The organism is Saccharibacillus deserti, from assembly GCF_013618475.1.
Taxonomy (GTDB): domain Bacteria; phylum Bacillota; class Bacilli; order Paenibacillales; family Paenibacillaceae; genus Saccharibacillus; species Saccharibacillus deserti.
Window position 1 is genome coordinate 344,449 of the sequence record NZ_JABJVN010000003.1, and the last position, 20,729, is coordinate 365,177.

14 protein-coding genes and 5 riboswitches are annotated in these 20,729 nt (G+C 58.2%); of the genes, 13 read left to right on the plus strand and 1 reads right to left on the minus strand.

Annotation, left to right across the window (positions count from 1 at the left end; translation table 11 throughout):
* Positions 1 to 13: 13 nt before the first annotated feature.
* A complete protein-coding gene (locus HOP44_RS11715) occupies positions 14 to 520 on the plus strand; it encodes a hypothetical protein (protein WP_172253460.1) in 507 nt (168 codons plus the stop codon).
* A 240-nt stretch (positions 521 to 760) separates the two neighbouring features.
* On the opposite strand, the gene HOP44_RS11720 is transcribed toward HOP44_RS11715, so the two are convergent.
* Entirely contained in the window at positions 761 to 1,084 is a 324-nt protein-coding gene (locus tag HOP44_RS11720) for an FtsW/RodA/SpoVE family cell cycle protein (protein ID WP_343059862.1), read from the minus strand.
* A gap of 133 nt (positions 1,085 to 1,217) precedes the next feature.
* On the opposite strand from HOP44_RS11720, the gene HOP44_RS11725 reads away from it, so the two are divergent.
* The 12 genes from HOP44_RS11725 to HOP44_RS11780 all read left to right on the plus strand — a co-directional run bounded on the left by HOP44_RS11725 (position 1,218) and on the right by HOP44_RS11780 (position 20,566).
* A complete protein-coding gene (locus tag HOP44_RS11725) occupies positions 1,218 to 2,762 on the plus strand; it encodes a M14 family zinc carboxypeptidase (RefSeq protein ID WP_172253464.1) in 1,545 nt (514 codons plus the stop codon).
* A gap of 471 nt (positions 2,763 to 3,233) precedes the next feature.
* Entirely contained in the window at positions 3,234 to 4,940 is a 1,707-nt protein-coding gene (locus HOP44_RS11730) for a proline--tRNA ligase (protein ID WP_172253466.1), read from the plus strand.
* 113 nt (positions 4,941 to 5,053) lie between these two features.
* A riboswitch (cyclic di-GMP riboswitch) is annotated at positions 5,054 to 5,143 on the plus strand.
* 89 nt (positions 5,144 to 5,232) lie between these two features.
* A riboswitch (cyclic di-GMP riboswitch) is annotated at positions 5,233 to 5,323 on the plus strand.
* Positions 5,324 to 5,413: 90 nt separating this feature from the next.
* A complete protein-coding gene (locus HOP44_RS11735; RefSeq protein WP_172253468.1) occupies positions 5,414 to 5,575 on the plus strand; it encodes a hypothetical protein in 162 nt (53 codons plus the stop codon).
* A gap of 137 nt (positions 5,576 to 5,712) precedes the next feature.
* Positions 5,713 to 6,390 carry a class D sortase gene (locus tag HOP44_RS11740; RefSeq protein WP_246369749.1) on the plus strand — a complete coding sequence of 226 codons (678 nt, stop codon included), beginning with the start codon at positions 5,713 to 5,715 and terminating at the stop codon, positions 6,388 to 6,390.
* 246 nt (positions 6,391 to 6,636) lie between these two features.
* Positions 6,637 to 6,721: riboswitch (cyclic di-GMP riboswitch) on the plus strand.
* A 66-nt stretch (positions 6,722 to 6,787) separates the two neighbouring features.
* Positions 6,788 to 6,872, plus strand: a riboswitch (cyclic di-GMP riboswitch).
* A 13-nt stretch (positions 6,873 to 6,885) separates the two neighbouring features.
* A complete protein-coding gene (locus HOP44_RS11745) occupies positions 6,886 to 7,704 on the plus strand; it encodes a transglutaminase family protein (protein WP_172253470.1) in 819 nt (272 codons plus the stop codon).
* Between the two features lie 179 nt (positions 7,705 to 7,883).
* Positions 7,884 to 7,969: riboswitch (cyclic di-GMP riboswitch) on the plus strand.
* 13 nt (positions 7,970 to 7,982) lie between these two features.
* A complete protein-coding gene (locus HOP44_RS11750) occupies positions 7,983 to 8,804 on the plus strand; it encodes a transglutaminase-like domain-containing protein (RefSeq protein ID WP_172253472.1) in 822 nt (273 codons plus the stop codon).
* 135 nt (positions 8,805 to 8,939) lie between these two features.
* On the plus strand, positions 8,940 to 9,533 hold the full coding sequence (locus HOP44_RS11755; protein ID WP_172253474.1) for a hypothetical protein: 594 nt from the start codon (positions 8,940 to 8,942) through the stop codon (positions 9,531 to 9,533).
* Between the two features lie 47 nt (positions 9,534 to 9,580).
* The gene (locus HOP44_RS11760; protein WP_172253476.1) at positions 9,581 to 10,324 is read left to right on the plus strand and encodes a LytR/AlgR family response regulator transcription factor; all 744 of its coding nucleotides are present in this window, start codon (positions 9,581 to 9,583) and stop codon (positions 10,322 to 10,324) included.
* On the plus strand, positions 10,321 to 11,610 hold the full coding sequence (locus HOP44_RS11765) for a sensor histidine kinase (protein WP_172253478.1): 1,290 nt from the start codon (positions 10,321 to 10,323) through the stop codon (positions 11,608 to 11,610). The genes HOP44_RS11760 and HOP44_RS11765 overlap by 4 nt, the downstream gene beginning before the upstream one ends.
* A 145-nt stretch (positions 11,611 to 11,755) precedes the next feature.
* Entirely contained in the window at positions 11,756 to 13,885 is a 2,130-nt protein-coding gene (locus HOP44_RS11770; protein WP_172253480.1) for a serine hydrolase domain-containing protein, read from the plus strand.
* A 270-nt stretch (positions 13,886 to 14,155) separates the two neighbouring features.
* Positions 14,156 to 16,207 carry a methyl-accepting chemotaxis protein gene (locus HOP44_RS11775; protein ID WP_246369750.1) on the plus strand — a complete coding sequence of 684 codons (2,052 nt, stop codon included), beginning with the start codon at positions 14,156 to 14,158 and terminating at the stop codon, positions 16,205 to 16,207.
* Between the two features lie 210 nt (positions 16,208 to 16,417).
* On the plus strand, positions 16,418 to 20,566 hold the full coding sequence (locus HOP44_RS11780) for a TerB N-terminal domain-containing protein (protein WP_172253482.1): 4,149 nt from the start codon (positions 16,418 to 16,420) through the stop codon (positions 20,564 to 20,566).
* Positions 20,567 to 20,729: the final 163 nt, after the last annotated feature.

Consider the following 20,729-nt stretch of genomic DNA (forward strand, 5'->3'; position numbering starts at 1 on the left):
AGGAGGTGTTGAAATGGAAAAGATCTCTTTCGGTAAAGGAGATTCGGGGGATTGGGGGATGAATTACCGGACTTCGAATATCGTGAACCCGGATCTGCTGGATAAAAGTCCAAAAAGCGAAGGAATCGGATCGAAGTCGATCTTGCAAAAAGACGCGGCCGGGTCGGTGGACGAATCTAATGGAGAAAAAAATCCGGCCAGCCAGACGGAACGCAAAAAGCATGATGATCTGATGGCCCGGAAGTTGGAAGAAGAACATCTGGCGCAGCAGCGTCTGCTCCAAACGTTCTACAGCGAGAAGCTGCGTATCGAACTGTCGCCCGAGAAGTTCAAAGATTCAATGAAATCGATGGCCGAACGTTCGATCGAACAGTTGATGAGCCGGGAAGGCTCATCGCTGAAGCTGGAATGGAAATCGGAATTGCATCAGTTCAGCCTGGCAATCAGCATGGAGGCCTACGACAAACTGAACGGGGAGAATTCCCGGAAGCCGGAACTCGTCGGATCGGACAAATCGTAAACGGCTCAGTCCTTAGCCCGGCAGGCAGCCCGTAATAGGGAACGCGGCGGAAAAAGCGGACGAAACGATCATTGAGACCGTTTCGTCCGCTTTTTGTGGATTTCGAAAAAAACGCTTTACCCGCCTTCGTCTGTTCGGTTTGCTTCGTCCGAAGTCGGCTGCGTCTGATATCCGGCCGTTCGGCGAGCAGCGGCTTGCAAGCCGGATACGGATCCGTGCTTTCTTCTCGGATGTGCCGCGTTATCCATGATGCGGCGCGGCGGATGAGTCGATCTCCGGGCCGCGGATGTGCCGCTTTGCGGGCAGCATGTCTTTGCGCCGATAGATGCCGAGGATCAGGCCGATGATCGCGCAGTGCACGATCGTCGAACTTCCGCCGTAACCGATAAACGGCAGCAGCAGGCTCGTAAAAGGCAGCAGGCTGAGCGAAGCGCCGATGCCGTACACCCACTGCCCAGCCAGCAGAATCGACAAGCCGGCAGCCAGCGAATCGAGCCTTTGAGCAGTTCTTTGCTTACTTTCATCGCGCCGATTCTCCTTTGGGATTATACATAGAATTACTATGTATCGTAAATCTAGGCCTGTGTATTGTTAACCTTTCGAAGGAAAAAAAAGGAATCGGCAGGAATCCGCACCGTGCGGCGCGAATGCTAAGCGGGGCAGAGATAAGACGATCATACATGTACAGGGGGTTGTCATGAAAAAGCTTGGAATCACGCTGCTGACGCTGATGCTGCTCGTCCTGACATTGGCACCGGCGGGACGGTCGCAGGCCGCGGGAGCGAATACCGTCGATCCGTCCGTTACCTATACCTATGGAGTGCTTACCCGCGATATTCGCGAGCTGGCCGCCAAATATCCGGATCTGATCGAATACAAATCGATCGGCAAAACGCTGTACGGACGGGAGATCTGGGCTGTCGGATTGGGCAGCGGCAGCGCGACGGTCTTTTTTAACGGATCGCACCATGCCCGGGAATGGCTGACGACGACGCTCAACATGACGATGATCGAACAGTATGCGGCGGCTTATACGGCGAACCGCAGGTTTGAAGGCTACGATGTCCGCGATATTCTGGGCAAAACGAAGATCTGGTTCGTCCCGATGGTCAATCCGGACGGGGTGACGCTTCAGCAGACGGGCCTGCAGTCTTTTCCCGCCAGTGTCCACAAAGCGCTGATCGCCATGAACGACGGCAGCCGCAGCTTCAAGCGCTGGAAAGCGAACGCGCAGGGCGTGGACCCGAACCGGCAGTATGACGCAAATTGGCGGGAGCTGGTCAACAACTATCATTATCCGCACTGGATGGGGCACAAAGGAACGGCTCCGATGACCGCCCGCGAAAATAAAGCGATGATCGCGTTCACGTACGAAATCGATCCGGAAATCGCGGTCTCGTATCATTCGGCCGGGCGGATTCTGTATTGGAACTTCCGTACGCCGGCCGCCAACGTGGCACGCGACAAGCGTCTGGCGAATATATTTACGGCATTTACCGGGTACAGCCAAGTCAGTCCAAGCTATAATTCGAACGGCGGAGGCGGCTACACGGACTGGTTTATCCAGAAGCTTGGCCGTCCCGCTTTTACGCCCGAGATCGGGATCAAGAACGGAGAGACCCATCTCCCGCTGTCGGCGTTCGGGGAAGAATGGCGCCGCAACAAGAAAATCGGTCTGTGGATCGCCCAGGAAGGCTACTCCCTGTGGGCGGCCAAGAACCGGGCGGCGGTCAAACCGGTCTCGCTGTTCCTCGACGGCAAGCGGGTGGAAGGCGATCCGGCGGCGTTCAGCGAAGACGGCGCGACGTACGTCTCGTACAAGCCGCTGCTGACTGCCCTGGGCTATCGCTTGACCTGGGACGGCGCGGCCAAGTCGGTGACGGGGAACGGTCCTTCCGGCACTTTCCGCTTCGCGCTCGGACAAGCGCAGGCCGAGATTGACGGACAGCCGGTGAAGCTGCCGGCAGCTCCGCGGCTGTACGAAGGCAGCGTCTACGTGCCGGTACGGCTGGTGAGCCAGGCTTCCGGCGCGGTACTGACCGTTCAGAGCGGCACCGGAGCGGTATCGCTCAAGAGTCCCGCCGTCCGGGTGGCACCTGCGGTGCCGGATACACCGGCCGCTGCGGAACAACCGGCGGCGCCTGTGCCGGCAGTCGCACCGGAGGCTCCGGCAGCGACCGTTCCGTCCGGGGTTCCCGTCAACGAAGGCACGGTTCTGCCGAATGCGGCGGGAACGCCGTAAGGCAGCGACAGGCCGGGAGGGTTGACGGCACGGGGTGCGCGGTGGTACAACTAGTCCATTGGCCGGCAGGCAAGACTCGGCCAGCCGATCCTAACTTCGATCAACAGCCATGACCGGAACCCTAACCCGCGAACGCCGCCGTATGCTGCGGCGCATCCGTCTGCCGACAGAGAAGAATCCCTTGAGCTGCGAGGATTTCCGGCAGGCCCGCGGCGGTCCTATTCCGCGAGCTGCGGCGCTTCAATCGCCGCCGGCCGTCCCCGTTACCGGACATCGAGCCTTTTTGCGCCGCTGCGGCTGCCGACCGGATATCCGTCTCTCGAGGGGATCCGCTGCGGTTCGCCTGCGCAGGAAGGGAACCAGGGTGGTACCGCGAAGACGCATTCGTCCCTAACGAATGCGTCTTTTTTGTGTTCTCCGCCCGTGCTTCATCCGTTTGGCCCACCCATTTTTTCGAAGGAGAGATTTGTTATGAAACAAAGTCAACTGTTGATCCCTACCCTGCGCGAAGCGCCTGCGGACGCCGAGGCGGCCAGCCACAAGCTTATGCTGCGCGCCGGATTGATCCGCCAGCTCGCCTCCGGCGTGTATACCTATCTGCCGCTCGGCTTCCGGGTGCTGAGAAAAGTCCAGGAGATCGTCCGCGAGGAAATGGACCGAGCGGGTGCGCAGGAACTGCTCATGCCGGCGATGCAGCCGGCCGAACTGTGGCGCGAATCGGGACGCTATGAGGTGTACGGTCCGGAGCTGATCCGGCTCAAAGACCGTCACGACCGCGAATTTGCGCTCGGACCCACGCATGAGGAAGTCATCACCTCGCTGGTCGCAGGCGAAGTCAGCTCGTACCGCCAGCTGCCGATGACCCTGTACCAGATCCAGACCAAGTATCGCGACGAACGCCGTCCGCGCTTCGGTCTGCTGCGCGGCCGCGAATTTCTGATGAAGGACGCTTATTCGTTCGGGCGAAGCTGGGAAGAGCTGGACGAGACATACCGGGCGATGTACGACGCCTATACGCGGATTTTCACGCGGGTCGGTCTGAACTTCCGTGCCGTTCAGGCAGATGCGGGAGCGATCGGCGGCGAAGGGGAGACGCATGAATTCATGGCTTTGGCGGAGATCGGCGAAGATACCATCGTCGTCAGCGAGAACGGGACCTATGCGGCCAATCTCGAGAAGGCGGAGATGTTCTGGGAAGAACCGGCGGCCGCCGATTCGGATATTCCGGCTATGAACCGCGTGCATACGCCGGGCGTGCATACGATCGATCAGCTGTGCGTCCATTTCTCGATCGAAGCTTCGGCGCTGATCAAGACGCTGCTGTATCTCGTCGACGACCAGCCGGTCGCGGTGGCCGTTCGCGGAGACCGCGAAGTGAACGAGACCAAAGTCCTCAACGCGCTGGGAGGAGAGCGGATCGAGCTGGCGGATGCGGCTGCCGTGGAACGTCTCACCGGAGCGGCTGTCGGCTTCGCCGGTCCGGCCGGGCTTGCGGGCGTTACGCTGCTCGTCGACCGCGAAGTGCAGGTTATGCCTGCGGGAATCGCCGGTGCCAACGAAACGGACTATCATATGGAAAACGTCAAGCCGGGCAGGGATTTCAACAGCGAGAGAGTCGGAGATTTCCGCAACGCGGCCGAAGGAGACCGGAGTCCGGACGGAAGCGGGATGCTGCAGTTCTACCGGGGAATCGAAGTCGGCCATGTATTCAAGCTCGGCACCAAATACAGCGAGAAGCTTGGCGCGAACTATCTGGATGAAGGAGGCCGCCGCCAGACCGCCGTTATGGGCTGTTACGGGATCGGCATCTCGCGGATTCTGTCCGCCGTCGTCGAACAGCATTACGACGAGAACGGCATTCTGTGGCCGCCGGAAATCGCACCTGCGGCGGTGCATATCATTCCGGCTTCGGCCAAGGACAAAGGGCAGATGCAGCTTGCGCTGGCGCTCTATCGGCGCTTTACCGAAGCCGGCATCGAAGCGCTGCTGGACGACCGCGACGAGCGGGCCGGCGTCAAATTCAAAGATGCCGATTTGATCGGCCTTCCGTACCGGATCGTGGTTGGGCGGGAAGCGGCCGAAGGACGGGTCGAGTTCAAGGCGCGCGCTTTCGAAGGCAAAGAAGCGATGACGGCGGATGAAGCATTCGGGCGTGTTGCTGTTCAGAAGCAGGATTGAAGGCTCGGGAAAAGGGCGGGCCTGGATCGATTCCCGGCTGTTCCGAATCGGCAAAAAGGGATTGACAGCAAATGTAGTTTTCTTTTATAATTGGGATAGCTAAATAACCGTTTGAAAGAGAAAAGCAAACCGGATCGAAAGACCGGGACGCAAAGTCTGGAATCTACAGCGGGGCCTTCCGCTATGATCGTCCGACCGCCACAATTTATTGTGGCGGTCTTTTGATTTTTTCGGATTCTGGAGTCCCGGTGGTCCGGTTCTGCCGCAGTACCTCCCCCGCAGTTCCGTTCTCCCCCGAGAAAAGCAAACCAGCCGAAAGGCTGGGACGCAAAGTCAGGAATCTAAGGCGAGCCCCCACTCGTCAAGATCGTCCGACCGCCACAATTTATTGTGGCGGTTTTTTTGTGCCTTTTCTTGTACATATCCCCGCGGGACAGCCCCTTTCAACGAAAAAAGGAGATCAAATGATGCAGATGGCAGACAGAATGGAAACAGCGGAAGCGATCGAAATGGCACAGGCGGCGCAGGCGGCCAAAGCGGCACGGATGGCGAAAGTCATGCGGGCGGCGGAAGCGATGCGGCAGGCCAAGATGATCCCGGCTCTTCAGCCGCTGAGATTCGGAAAAGGATACTGAACGAAAAAGCGGACAGCCGTATTCAATATAAACCTTGAATGCGGCTTTCGTTTTGTGTCATACTTTTAGGTTAGAAGGATTGCGGAAAGTACGGGGCTGCAAAAGGGTCCGGCTTTTTGAAGAAAGGAGTGGGCATATTGAAGAAGGGGTGGCCTTATGTCATTATGCTGCTGGGGCTTTGCGTCGTCCTCTACCCGTCCGTAAATGGCTGGCTGGAAGACCGGACGCAGGATCAGCTGCTGCAGAAAGCGGAGGCGGCGAGCCGCCAGCCGTTGGATCTGTCCAAGGTTTCCGGCGAAGCGGCGGTACCGGACTACGAGAAGATCTCGGATCTGCTGGACGAAGGCGACGGGGCAGGAGCGGAGCCGGCGGAAGCCGACGCGAAAGATCCGCAGGAAGGCGAGATACTGGGCGTGATCCGTTACGATAAGCTCAAGATCAAGCTGCCGGTCGTCGAAGGGGCAACGAAGGAAAATATGCGAAGCGCGGCCGTGCACGTGACCGGAACCGGCTTGGCGGGCGCCGAAGGCAATATGGCCCTTGCCGCCCATCGTGCGCACAAAACGGGCAGACTGTTCAACCGGCTGAACGAAGCCAAAGTCGGCGACGTGATCGAAATCGATCAGGGCGGACAGACCTACCGGTATGAAGTGGACAAGATTCATATCGTTGAACCGACGGACGTCTGGGTACTGGACCCGGTTCAAGGCGAGAAGGGGCTTACGCTGATTACATGCGATCCGCTGGTCAATCCCACGCACCGTCTCATTGTGCATGCGGTATTGAGCGACAGCCCTTCTTCGGCCGCAAATTGAATATCCCATCCCGCCATCCGCTCCCGATTTCCGGAGAGCGGATTTTTGCGCGCCGAACGGTTCTTTATATCCAATAAAATCGACTATAAAAGAAGATGTATAGATCTATACTTTTAATAGTAAATAAAAAGCAACTCGGCTTTAGGTACGGCTTTATGAACTTGAACAGGGATTTGGTAGGAAAGGGCAAAAAATTGCTTGCTAATTCTTTTTTTCATGGTACGATGAGACTAATAGAAGCTTTATCCCGATAAATGGCAAACCTGACTCGAAAGACAGGGACGCAAAGCTAAAGGGCCTTACCCGCAGGGGTTGGCAGCCAGCCGCCGAAAGACAGAGCTTTTTTGTCGTATCCGCTTTTCCGTATTCGTTCTGCCGCACGGCCAAGATAAGACAACAACGATAATGGCAAACCTGACTCGAAAGACAGGGACGCAAAGCTAAAGGGCCTTACCCGCAAGGGTTGGCAGCCAGCCGCCGAAAGGAGTTTTATCCATGCGCAAATGGATGTCCAAGATTGTTCTCGCTCTGAGCTTGACTGCCGGCTTACTGCCCGAAGCCGCCGCACCGGCTTCGGCCGCTTCCGCAGCCGCAACCTGGCTCGACACCTCTTCCCTGGGTCAGGGAACGATCGGGGTCAGCTACAATTCCGCCGCTTCCAAGAGAGTCAAAGTCATGATCGCCAAGGCAAGCACGGTGTACACGTATGACCTGAACACATCGAAACCTTCCGAGAACTTCCCTCTTCAGTCGGGTGCGGGTTCGTACGAAGTGACCCTGCTCGAGAATACCGCAGGCAACAGCTACAAGAAGATCGGCTCGACTTCCGTCGAATTGAGCGCCGAAGATCAGACCAATGTCTTCCTCGGCTCCGTACAGAACGTCAACTGGAAAGAAGCCCGCAATGCGACGGCTTTGGCTGCCAAACTGACGGCCGGCAAGAAGAACGACAAAGAAAAAGCGCAGGCGATCTATAATTATGTAGCTTCCGCCATCAAATACGATAAAGAGCTGGCGAAGAAGGTGGGCACGGTCTACATTCCTTCCGCAGACGCAACGCTCGTTTCCAAAAAAGGAATCTGTTACGACTATGCTTCCCTGATGGCCGTCATGCTGAGAAGCTCGGGAGTTCCGACCAAGCTGGTCATGGGCAGCACTTCGTACGTCAAGGAATATCACGCCTGGAACGAAATCTACCTCGACGGCAAATGGGTTATCGTGGATGCAACCGTCGATTCCGCCTACAAGCAGGCCGGCAAAGCGATTCCATTCGCCAAAGAAGCCAATAAATACAGCGTGCAAAAAGTATACTAAGCGATTGCGGAGTTCCTTCCTATAGGACCTTCCGGTCCCGCTTTCGAAGCCCCATCCAGGAGATGGGGCTTTTTTGCGTTCAAATTTTTGGAGGAAATAGGAGCCGTTTCTCATTCGGGAAGGAGGGATTTGTCCGTTACAAACAGTAGGGACACGTACTCCATCCGAATACGATCCCCGCGCGATAAAGGCAAACCTGCTTTGAAAGACAGGGACGCAAAGCTAAAGGGCCTTACCCCGCAGGGGTTGGCAGCCAGTTATCGAAAGGAGTCTTGAAGATGTACAAATGGATAGGAAAAACAGTCCTTGCCTTGATCCTGACGGCCGCTCCGATCTGCTGCTTCTCTTCCCGTCCGGCCGCGGCCGCGGAGACTGAAGTATCCTGGATCGACACATCCTCTCTCAAGCAGGGAACGATCGGGATTCGCTGCAGCGGCAGTCCGACCAAACGCCATAAAGTGATGATTGTCAAAGCGGATAAGGTCTATACGTACGACCTTCAGGTGGCCGGACAATCGCAAACGTTTCCCCTGCAGTCCGGCAACGGCGCATACGAAGTGACCATGCTGGAACAAACCTCCGGAACCCAGTATCAAAAAATCGGCAGCACCTCCGTCAACCTTCAGGCAGCCAGCGACAATGCGGTATTCCTAGGCTCGGTGCAAAATGTGAATTGGAAAGATTCCAAAACGGCAGCGGCGCTGGCCAAGAAGCTTACCGCCGGCAAAAAAACCGACACGGCAAAAGCAAAAGCCATTTATGAATATGTGACAGCCCATATCGGATACGATTTCAAAAAGGCCAAGTCGCTTGGAAGTCTCTATCTGCCTTCGGCCGACCGGACGCTGAGTTCGCAAAAAGGCATCTGCTACGATTACGCGTCCCTGATGGGGGTCATGTTGAGAAGCTCGGGAATTCCGACTAAGCTGGTCATGGGCAGCACGACTTACGTGAAAGAATATCATGCGTGGAACGAAATTTATCTGAACGGCCGATGGGTCATCGTGGATGCGACGATCGATGCCGCTTACAAGCAGGCCGGCAAAGCGGTTCCTTTTGCCAAGTCGGCCGATAAATACAGTGCGTCCAAAGTCTATTGATCCGAGAGGATTCACCGCGAACCTCGCTTTCGAGCGGGGTTCTTTTTGATAGGGAACAACTTATTGCGACCTCGGAGCGTTTAATGGATAAAGCGGCAGTAATAAGATCCAACGAAGCTCGAATAAGGAGGCCGCATGAAAACACATTACGCACTTGGACTCATTCTTTTGTTCGTGCTGGCCTTTGTGCTGGCGGAGTATCCGTTTACCCGACAGATCGACAAAGCGATTCCGGCGGTGCTGTCGACCGCCGATATACCGAATTCGGACAAGCGGACCGTGATCCGCGTCCAAGGCGAAGTGTCACGGAAGCTTTTTCGCCGCCCGGAATTCAAGGTGAATGTCACGGTCGACGGATTCGACTGGATGACGGATGGCCGCCATTCCGGCGAAGTCATGCGCACTGAACGCAACAAGGGGATCAATATGGGGGTCCTGCAGCATACGTACAGCCCGAAATATGCCGCTTCAAACGGGTTTAATTTTATCAAGATGGCTACGATCTGGTTCGATGACGATTTTGGACAGGTGTATATCATGGCTTCGACTGCTAGCTGGATGGACGATCCGGTCAAGGAGGCGGGAACTCTGCGGATGACCGGGGCGGCCGACAATCCGGACGAAGCCCGGGAGATCCAGCGGCAGCTCGGCGAAGCCTATCCGGGGTGGTTCGAATTGGAATCCGACCAGGTGTCTGCAGCCCTCTCCGGGCCGGGTCTTTCTCCTTGAAGCGGCGGAACGTATAATAGAAGGAAAAAGTGCGGGAGGCTCACGATATGTACCGGATCGCCATTTGTGACGACGAGCAGCCGCGGAGAGAAGACGTCCGGCGGATGCTGCTCGATCTGTCCGTGAAGTCGGGCATCGACTTCGGGACCGGTCTCTTCGCATCGGGCGAAGAACTGCTGGCCCATTACGAGGAGGGCGGCGAGCCTTTTCATGTTCTGGTACTGGATATCGAGATGAACGGCCTGAGCGGGATCGAGACGGCGCGGAAGCTGCGGGACATGCGGCGTCTGGGCGAACAGATCATCTTCCTGACGAGTTACGCCGAATACATGCTGGAGAGTTTCGACGTCATGACGTTCCAATACCTGCTCAAGCCGGTCGATCCGGCCGTGTTCGAAGAGAAAATGCTCAAGCTGTGCCGTTATTTCGAGGAAAAGGAACGGGAAATTCTGATCGTCAAGTCGGCGGAAGGCGATCTGGTGCTGCATCACGACGAGATTGTTTCGATCGAAGCCGCCAACGGCCTGACCGTCAAAAATAAGCTGAAAATCACGACGACCCGCGGGGTGTACGACGGCCGGGGCTTGATCTCGAGCTATGCCGAAGCGTTGAAAGACGGACGTTTCCTGCAGATTCATCGTTCGATCCTCATCAATCTGTCCCATGTGCATAAATTCGCCGGCAGCCGGGTCGTCATGTCCAACGCGGCGGAACTGCCGATCGGACGTTCCAAAGTCAAAGAGGTCAAAGACGCCTGTACCCGGTTCATGGTTACGAGGGCGGAAGGATGAACAGTCCCGGACTTCTGATCCTGCTGAATATCGGAATTGCGATTGTCATGACCGTGCAGGCCCACTTTTATTTCAATTCCGTTTTCGGCAAAGAGAAAGGCAAGCCCGGCAAAAAATACTGGATCGCCGCTTTTTTGCCGCTGACGTTTCTCTATCTGACTTTCGATCTTCCGGATCTGCTGTCTTCGCTGATTGCGCTCGGCATCTTGTTCCTGTTCGCTCAAGGGTACGAGGTATCCCAGAAACTCAGAGCCATGTTCGCGATCTTGTACGCCGTACTGCTGACGCTCATCAATTTTCTGCTGATCTACCTGCTTCATCCTTCCCTGCAGATCGAAACGGCCAGACCCGACGATCTCCTCGAGCGGATCCAACTGGCGACGGTGCTGCTGATCGGCTGCACAATCATGTTTGCCGTGATCCAGGCGATCCGGCTTGTCGTTAAACGGCGCCGCTTTCCGCTGGAGTCGCGTTATTCGCTTCTGTTCTTGTGCGTGCCGCTGATCAGCGTCTATCAGGTCAACGCCATTACCTTGTACAGCGTCAAAAACATCCATTATTTCGTGACGGTGTTTGGTTTTATCGTGCTTAATATCCTGGTCGTCTATATGCTGGATACGGTGATCGCCCGGTTTCAACTGACGCTTCAGAACGAACGGCTGCAGAGCCAGATGGATTATCAGGATGCCAATTACGAGAAGACGGTGCACAGCTTCAAAGAGATCAAGCGTATCATTCACGATACGAACAAGCAGCTGCTGGTCGTGGCGGAATATATCGAGCGCGGCCGGGGCGAAGAAGCGCGCGAGCATATTCTGACCACGCTCAGCGAGATCGACAGCGCTTACCGGCGGGTCAATACCGGCAATCTGGTAGTTGATGCGCTGGTCACGAATGCGCTGAACGTGGGCCGGGCGAACGGCATCCGCATCGATACGGAACTCGGCATACGCGAGCCGGAGGTGCCGATCGAACGCTATGATCTGTGCGTCGTGCTCGGCAATATGCTGGACAATGCGGTCGAGGCGTCGAAGAAGATCAAGATCGCCGAAGATCGGCATATCCGCGTCCATATCCGTTCGAGCGAAGCGGCGCTGTTCATCCGCGTACGCAATCGGACCGAGCGGGAAGTGACCGATCTGCGCAGCCTCAAAGCCGATCCGGACAATCATGGGTTCGGGCTGACCAATATCGAGCGAATCTGCGATAAATACGGCGGCCATATGGCGATCGAGACGGAAAACCTGACGTTCGACAATATGGTCATGCTGCCTTTTTCCCGATAAAAAAGAACAAAGATCTCCGGCGGCGATGTCGTTCGGGGGTCTTTTTTGACGTTTCGGGATCTTTATGCGCACCGGACGGCTGCCGGGGCTATGCTGAGTACACGAAGCGCAGATCACGAATCCAACCGGAAAGAAGGAGTTAGCGATGAAACGAACCAAGAGGAGTACGAAGATATGGAAAAAGACAGGGACGGCTGCCATGGCGGCGATGCTGCTCGCACTGCCGCTGGCCGAAGGGCAGGGACGGGCACAGACCGCTCCGGCTTCATCCGGGCAGACTGCTCCGAACGTGCTGTCGCACAGCGCCGCCCAGGCCGCAGCAAAGAAAATGACCGAAGCGCTGATGGAAAATTACGGCGTGACCGGCGTACAGTATGCGATCCGGGACAAAGGAAAAGTGGTGCTGTCGGGCGGAACGACGCTTGATGACGCGGGTGCCAAACAAGACATTTCCAATACCCGAATGTTCGGCGTAGGCTCCGTCAGCAAAATGTACGTGACCGCGTCGGCCATGATGCTGGCGGACGAAGGGAAGATCGATATCGACCGTCCGCTGACCGATTATATTCCCGATTTCAAGATGGCCGACGAACGTTACAAACAGATCACGGTACGCATGCTGATGAATCACTCGTCGGGCCTGTACGGTTCGCATTACAAGAACAGCATGCTGCTCGGCGATAACGATTCGGAGAATTACAAGGCCCTGCTCTCGAACCTGAGCGTACAGCGGCTGAAGTCCGACCCGGGCGAATATTCCGTATATGCCAACGACGGCTTCCAACTGCTGGAGCTGCTGGTCGAACGGGTAAGCGGAATGAGCTACAGCGATTTCCTGCGTAAACGGATTGCGGAACCGTTGTCGCTGACTTCGACCCGGACACCGATGGACGAGTTCGACCGCAAGCAGCTTGAGCCGATCCGCCTGCCGGGGATCAAGCAGGCCCTGCCGCCGGAAAATGCCAATATTCTCGGTACGGGCGGCGTGTATTCGACAGCGGAAGAGCTGACGTTATTCTCGGAAGTGCTGAGCGGCAAGCATCCGAAGCTGCTGTCCGAAGCGTCGGTCGAAGCCATGCTGCAGCCGGAATACCGCAAAGGCGTCTGGGTACCGGATACGAAAAACGCCTTCGGCTACGGCCTGGGCTGGGATTCGGTCGATCTCGAACCGTTCGGCGACTACAACATCCGCGCGGCGACCAAAGGCGGAGACACGATCATGTACCACTCCGCACTGATCAGCCTGCCGGACGACGATATTTCGATCGCATTCCAGACCTCCGGCGGTTCGTCCGTGTTCAACACGACCGCAGCGACGAATATTCTGTTGGAATATTTGAAGCAGACCGGGAAGATCACGAACCTTTTGCCGGAAAAAACGCACGCAAAGCCGGTTAAGCAGACGATGCCGGCAGAGATGGACAAGTACGCCGGACTGTATGGAATGGTGGGAGAGACACGCGAACTTAAGATCCAAAACAGCGAGATCCAAATGCCGGCGCTGATGAGCGACATGATCCCGGCCCAGACTTATGTCTATACCGGAAAAGGAGAATTCACAAGCGAAGACGGCCGCACCGTGCTGGGCTTCGACGAACAAACCAACGGACATACGTACATGCGCATTCGCAGCGATATCGCGCTTCCGGGCATCGGAAATTCGCGGATGGCCTTCTATGAAGCACAGAAGCTGGATCAAAATCCGGTAGACGCTTCGGCAGCGGCAGCTTGGGCGAAACGCCAGGGCAAAACGTATTATGCGCTGGACGAGAAGATCAATTCCCTGTTCTACATCTCGCCTTCGATTCTAACCAAGAAAATCGCGGTGAAGGCGGAGAGCGGCTATGCCAACGGAACCCGGATCGTCGATGCGGACCATGCGGTCAACGCCGTCGAAATCCCGGTCATGAACGGACGCGATACTTTCGATCTGGACTTCTCCCGCGAAGGCGGCGCCGAGTACCTCAAAGCCGACGGCCGGACTTATGTGAGCGAAGACGCGATCACTCCGATCTATGCAGGAGAGTCCTCCGTCGTAACGATTCCGGCTGCCGGAAGCGTGCGCTGGTTCAAGATTCCGGCCGGCGCGGCGGGCAGGACGCTGATGCCGACCCTTCCACAGGGAGCGGGCTTTGCGGTCTACGATGCTGCGGGAACGCCGGTCGCCCTGTCGATCGCAAGCGGCGTCAAAACGGCGGTGCTGCCGGAAGGCGGCATGGTGGTCTTCGGAGGCCAAGCCGGAGACACGCTGAACGTGTCGCTGAAGAAACAATAAGCACGGGAAGAGTCAAGCAGGCCGATTCGTCGGTCATACCGGAGTCCGGTTCCCTTCTGACAGGGGGAGCCGGATTTTTTTGCGTGGATCGATGAATCTCCCGATTTAGGTATATCTTCTTCATTAAATTTCAAAAAATAATATCATGCCCTATACATACGGCCGCCCTAAATGTCGAAAAGTAGGTACGGACCTATATAGAGGAAGCCAAAACGAACGGCCGCCCATTCTCAAGTGCCGAAATCGAATATAAAGGAGCCTGTAACGGATATGAAGTTGTTTCGAAGCCTGACCGAAAGCTTGTTTTTGCGAATATTGTCTATTGCGGCTGTATGCATCGTCGTATCGATGGTCATTTCTATCGCGGCGATCGGATACATGACTACCCGTTCGTACGAAAGCATGAACACCGAGTCTCTGACGCGGGTCGCGGACGAGAAAGTCACCGAGCTTCAAATGATGGTCTCGGCCCAGCAGAACATGACCGATTCGATCTCCAAAGAACTGTTCAACCTCGATTATTTCAAAAAATTGAACGCAACCGGCGCAGCCGAGCAGGCGGGATTCGATCGAATCCAAAGCAGCATCGCCGAAAAGCTGAACAGCTCAAACGGATTGTATGAAAATATCTTTTTTACGTATCGGGATAAAGTGTATGTAGACGGTCTGGGAGGCGTATCGCAGGGTACGGACATGCTGTCGACATCGCCGTGGTACAAACCCGTGCTCGACAGCGGCGCTCCCGTGGTGGGGGATCTGCAGGCATCGCCGGTCACGGGTCTTCCCGCTATCGCGATAGCGGCTCCTGTCAAAGACCCCGCTACCGGTACTCTACTGAGCGTGTTCGCTCTTCCGATCAACGTAAATGTCCTGCTGAGCGAAATCACCCAAAAAGAAGACGAGCAGGTCATTACGACCGTCGTCACCGACGAAAAAGGGATGGTGATCGCCTCGCACGATGTGGACCAGGTGCTGAAGACCGACTTCACCAAGCTGGCTAACGAAAAAGGACTGCGGCAGCTTGCCGTATCCGAACAAGGAACCGGTTATGTGACGATTGACGGCGTGCGCTACCTCGCTTCTTTTATCAAAGACGATGTGCTCAAAATGAATGTCGTGACTTACCTGCCCGTCAGCAGTTATATGAACGGCCTGTACAGCATGCTCGCGACGATGGTTGCCATAACGTTGGCCGCGCTGCTGATCGCTTTGACGGTTCTGTTCCTGGTGGTACGCAGCATTGTCCGTCCGATCCGGGTGGCGTCCGAGCAGTTGGAGTTTATGGCTCAAGGCGACTTCTCCCGGGAACTGCCGCAAAAATATATCGGCAGCGCCGGCGAGACAGGGGTGCTTATTCGCTCGATGAACAAGATGCACGAGAATACGAAGAAGGTAATCCGGTCGGTCAACGAAGAATCCGCCCATCTCAAAGAAGTATCCAACACCGTACATTTCATGTTTACCGATATGGACAACGAACTGCGGGAAGTCTCGCTCACGACGCAGAGCATGTCCGCGGGCATGGAGGAAACGGCGGCTTCGGCGCAGCAGATCAATGCGTCCACGGATGAATTCGAGAAAGCGATCGGTTCGATCTCCAGAGGCGCCCAAGAAGGGGCGGAAGAGGCCGCCGTCATCAGCAGACGTGCCAAAGAGCTCAAAACGGCGCTTGAAACCTCCATTGCCGAGACGACGAATGCTTATGGGGAAGTGCAGGCCGGTCTGCGGGAAGCGCTGGAAAAATCCAAGTCGGTCGATGCCATCAAGGCGCTGAGCGAAGCGATTCTGCAAATCACCCAGCAGACGAACCTGCTGGCGCTCAACGCTTCGATCGAAGCGGCAAGAGCCGGGGAAGCGGGCAGAGGGTTCGCCGTCGTGGCCGACGAAATTCGAAAATTGGCCGACGCTTCCAAAAACACGGTGGGACAAATCCAGCTGATTACCGGAAGCGTGACGGACTCGGTCAGCAACCTGCAGCATTTCACGCAGCGTCTGATGGACATGCTTACCGGCACGATTGCCGAAGATTATACGATGATGAGCCGAACGAGCGAGTCTTATCTGAACGATGCGCTCTACATGGACCGGATGGTATCCGAGTTCAGTTCGACCAGCGAGGAGCTGAGCGCATCCGTGCAAAATCTGGCGCAGGCCATCAACGAAATTTCGAGTTCCAACAACGACTCCGCCGAAGGAACGGAAGAGATCGCGGACAAGACGGCCAGTGTCGTCGGCAAAGCCAACGGCATTGCCGGAGAAGCGCGGAAAACGAACGAAAGCGCGGACCGTTTGAATCAAATGATCGGGCAGTTCAAGGTGTAACCGGAAATAAACCGGTAAAGGAAGGACCGATCCGGACACCGGATTCGGTTCTTTCCCGTGTCCGGGGAGGAGCGGGCGGGTTCGCTTTTTATATTCGAAATTTATTTATCCGCGGGCAAACGATGGTATAATGGACGAATCGAAAATTCAGGAAAGCCCATTATCGGCGCAGCTCTACAATTTGTCGGACAAGGGAGTCAGGGGAGTGGAATGAGCGACTTTTTCGCAAGGACGGCGGCGTATTCGTACCATCTGTATCTGAATGCGGACAGCGGAGGACAGTTCTGGCTGAGCGCAACGGACGGGGAAGGACCCGTTCTGCTTCGCGATGCCCTGACGCCGCTGCCGCGCTACATGCTGCCGGAGTATCGGCTGAACCGGGAAGAGACGCCGATCCGCGCTTCCCGGCTGCTTGTCGTACGCGACACGCTGCTGAAAGCGATCGGAAGAGGCGATGCTCCGGGCATGCATCTGCATATGGGCGACGAGGTCGAACTGGCGCTGATGGCCGATCCGGACCGGGGACTCGGCCTGACGTTCTTCCTCGACGGCGAACGTTCTTCGCTGATCGGACGGCTGCCGGAAGGCGCGCTCTATCTGGAGCCGGGCTGGTTCGGCCGCTTCGTCGACGCCGGATACGAGCTGATCGATATGCCCGGGTTCGAAGAAGACGACCTGGACTGGATCGGACGCCGGATCGGACCGGAAGAATGGGAAGAACTGCTCGTTCGGACGATTCCGTCCATGCGCGGGCGAGGACTTGCCGTGAGCAGCGAGATCGAGTATTCGGCAGAACCGGCGGGCCGGATCGACCTCGTGGACTGCGGCGAGAATCATGCGGCCGTTGAAGTCTCCCGCGGTGCGAATATGCTGCGGATAGCCGGATTGGAAGGGTATGTGCTGCAGCTTGTCCCAAGCAGAGACGGCGCCGAAGAAGCCGCCGTCTCTGATTCGGGCGGAGCCGGAAATGCGGAGGCCGCTTCGGGCGAAGAACCGGACGGTCCGGCGGGCAGCGCAGGCGATCGCCCCGTCGAACGGCTGCCCGAAAGCTCGGGTGAGAACGCGGGGCCGGCGTTTCTGATGCGTCCGGCCCTGGGGACGGAGACGGTGAGCCGTTTATTCGGTTCCGCAGGCGGCGGAACGGTGGGCGGCGAAGCCCTGGCGGAATTCGCGCGCCTGGCCGAACGCGAATGGGGTCCGCTGATTGCGGGCCGAAGCGCGGCGAAGTTCCGCGATCTGCACCGGCTCTACGACGCGTCGGATTGGAGCTGGTCGCTGCGCGGCGGTCCGGTCCTTGAGCGGGGCGTGGGGGTCGTTCACGCCGAGCCGGTCTTGAGCGCGGGCGGGCGGCTGTTCACGGCCGCCGAGCTGGTCGACGCCTGGAGCACGGGGCGTCGGTATCTGCGCCTCGAGGACGGATGGATCGACCTCGAGGCGCCGGAATTTGCCCGGAGCCTGCGCGAGCACGGCGCGGGCGGAGGGTCGGCCGGCCTGGTCTCGGCCGGCTTCTCGTACCGGCAGCGCCTCGGGCTGCCGGGCGAGGCGGAGGCCGGAGAGCTGCCGCTGGCGCTCGAAGGGCCCAAGCCTGCGCAGGCCGGCGAAGAACGGCCGGCGCTTGCGCATCTGCGCTACCTGGCCGGCTGGGGCATGAACGGCGGCCTGTACGGCGGAGCCGAGCGATGGCTGGCGGAGCTGGCGGCTTTTGCGGCGGAGGCGCTGGCCGCGGCACCGGACTGCCGGCTGGTTGTGGTCGGACGCCGCGAGCTGCTGACGGCGCTGGCCGAGGCGGTAGAACCCGCAGCGGGCGGAACGCAGGCAGGCGGGGTGGCCGGGGACGGAGAACCCGGCGGCGCACACTCTCCTCTATCGAACGGACCCACGGAAGAGCAGTCCTCCGTTCACGGCGGCTCTGCGCGGACCGGTTCGGAAACGACGAACTCCGACCCGGCGCCGGAAAGCGGCCTTGTCGAACGGCTGCAGCGCTGGGCGAATGAACGCCCGCCCCACGGAGATTCGTCTAAGAACGAAGAAGAAGCGGCCTCGGGTCTGATTCTGCGCCCGGTCTCCCAACTGCAAAAAGGCGAATTCGAAGACAAGCTGCAGGCGGATATTCTGCTTCTGCTGGAGCCCGACGCGTCCGTTCGTTCGGACGAGACCCGTCTGTTCAGCCGGATCGACTCGGCCGAAGCGAGGGTCCGGATCGCCGTCTATTCGGACGAAGGCCATATGAACGATGCGCGTGTCCGTGCCGTACAGATTCGGCTGCTGAAGCTCTACGATTCGCTGACGCGCAGCTTCCTGCTGCTGGATCCCGGCCGAGGGGCGGCGGTGCCGGGCGGGCGGCCTCCGCTGCAAAGCAGACCGGAAATGAAACTGTCTTCCTGGAAGAAGGATACGGCCGGCATGGCCGAGATGTTCGTCGACGAAGCGGCTGCCCGCCCGGAAGCGCCTGTGCGGCGGGGAATGTCCATCCCGCCCCGCGCGCCGGGCGCCTGGCCCGAGCCCGATCCGCGCGACACGCAGATCTCGCGTCCGCAGCCGGAGCGTTCGGCGCCTGTACCCCGGCGCCGTCCGTCTTCTTCCGCCGCCGGCGAAGTCCGGCCGGTACGCCCCGTGCAGCCGCAGTCCGCGGAGCGGGAATTCGTACGTCGCGCGCGCGAAACGGCGGAACGCACGGAAGAAGAAGTGCCGTTCGCACCTTTTTCGAGCTATTGGCCGACGTTTGCCGCGATGAAGCCCGAGCAGGAGCGCTGGTATTTTTATTGGAGAACCGAGTTTCGTCGGGGCGAAAAAGTCGAGACGGATCTGTCCTACCTGTTTATCTACATTTATGAGCTCATCAACGGAATCGGCTGGGAGCATCCGCATGACGGACTGGAGATGCTGATCCGCGTATGGGAGAGCTACCGGGCACGATTCCGCCGCCTCGACGGCTATATGGCGGATTGGGTGCGCGAATTTGCGCTGGTCCATGCGCTCGATCTGCCGGAATCTCCCGCACTCGAGCAGACGTCCGGGCTTCTCGCCGGCGAACTGCTTGATCTCGAGCTGTCCCGGCGGTTCGAAGGACAGCCGGCCGACCTGAGCTGGGAACTGATCGCCCGGCTGTCGGATTACGACGTCACGACGAGCCGTTTCTACAAGGACGCCGGCAAAAAGACGCTCCCGCGCGTGCTGCCTCTTGTTGTACAGGCGCTCGACGAGCATCTGATCCGCTCCCGGGGCATCCGGCTGACCGGTTTGTTCCGGGAAGCCGATATCCGGATTACGGAACGCTATTTGTTCCGCAGCGCCGTGTACGATCCCGAGCTGTACGGACGGACGTTTCTTGTCCGTGCGCCGAAGCTTGGACTGCATGCGCAGCTGCGCGATTTCATCACGCAGGTGGTCCGCCAGACGGAGAACGAGCTGCGTGCCCGCTTTAAGTTCGGCGGCCGGCTGCGCGGCATCAAACTTGATCCGGAACTGGCCGAAGTGATCGCCGGTGCGGCGGAGCGCGAGTTCCTGCCGCCCGAAGAACGCCGTGCGCCGGAACCGCCGAAACTTCCCGAGGTCCGGTTCGACCTTGAAGAATTGGAGAAGCTGCGCCGCGATTCCGACGAGGTGCTGCGTATGCTGACCGGAGAATTGATGGCATCCGGCAGCCCGGCAGAACCGGCGGATCCGGGGCAGAGCGATCCGGAGCCGGTCCCGCACGCGGACGCAGACCAAGCGGCCGGCGGAAGCGGTACCGCAGCCCGGGCAGACGAAACCTCCGATCTCTTTGTACAAGAGGTTTCACAGCAAGGGGAGCTGCCCGAAGCCGGCGAATACGAAGGTTTCGAGACGCTCGAGCTGCCGGAAGACTCCGGATACGGCTGGGCGGGAGAAACGGTTCCCGGCGCCCTGTCGTTTGAACCGGAAGATTCTCCGGCTGCGGGAACTTCAAAAGCGGCTGCGCAGGAAGCGGGTTATGCCTCGGTTTCGGAGGCGGCAGCGCCGCGGCGAACAGACGAGGCCGGCTGCGGCAAAACGCCCGATCGCTCTGCCGCAGTTCCGGAGGCGGCAGCGCCGGGCGGCGATTCGCCGCAGGCCGACGCGGCAGCCTCGGACGGATGGGACGTCTCTGCGCTCGGCAGCGACTGGCAGGATTTGGCCGCCAGGCTCGGTCCGGCGGAGCGTGCCATGATCCGCGCCGTGCTGCTCGGTTCAAGCGATGCGCAGCGGATGGCGATTGCCGGGGCTTCCGGCGAACTGCCGGAAACGATGATCGACCGGATCAACGAAGCGGCGATGGAAGCGATCGGGGATCTGCTGATCGACGGCGGCGAAGTGCTGGAAGAATACACGGAGAATCTCGCCGGACTGCGTACGGATTGAAATCGGCGCATGTTCCGCGTCCGTATCCGTCTGAATGCGAACGGAGGGTCCTGCATGCGCAGAAAGACGTTTTTGGAAACGGAAGAAAAACAAAGACTGTGGTATAGTGTGGGCGGGACGATACGCTTCGGCGGACGTCCCGTGGAGCAACATTCGGAGGTGA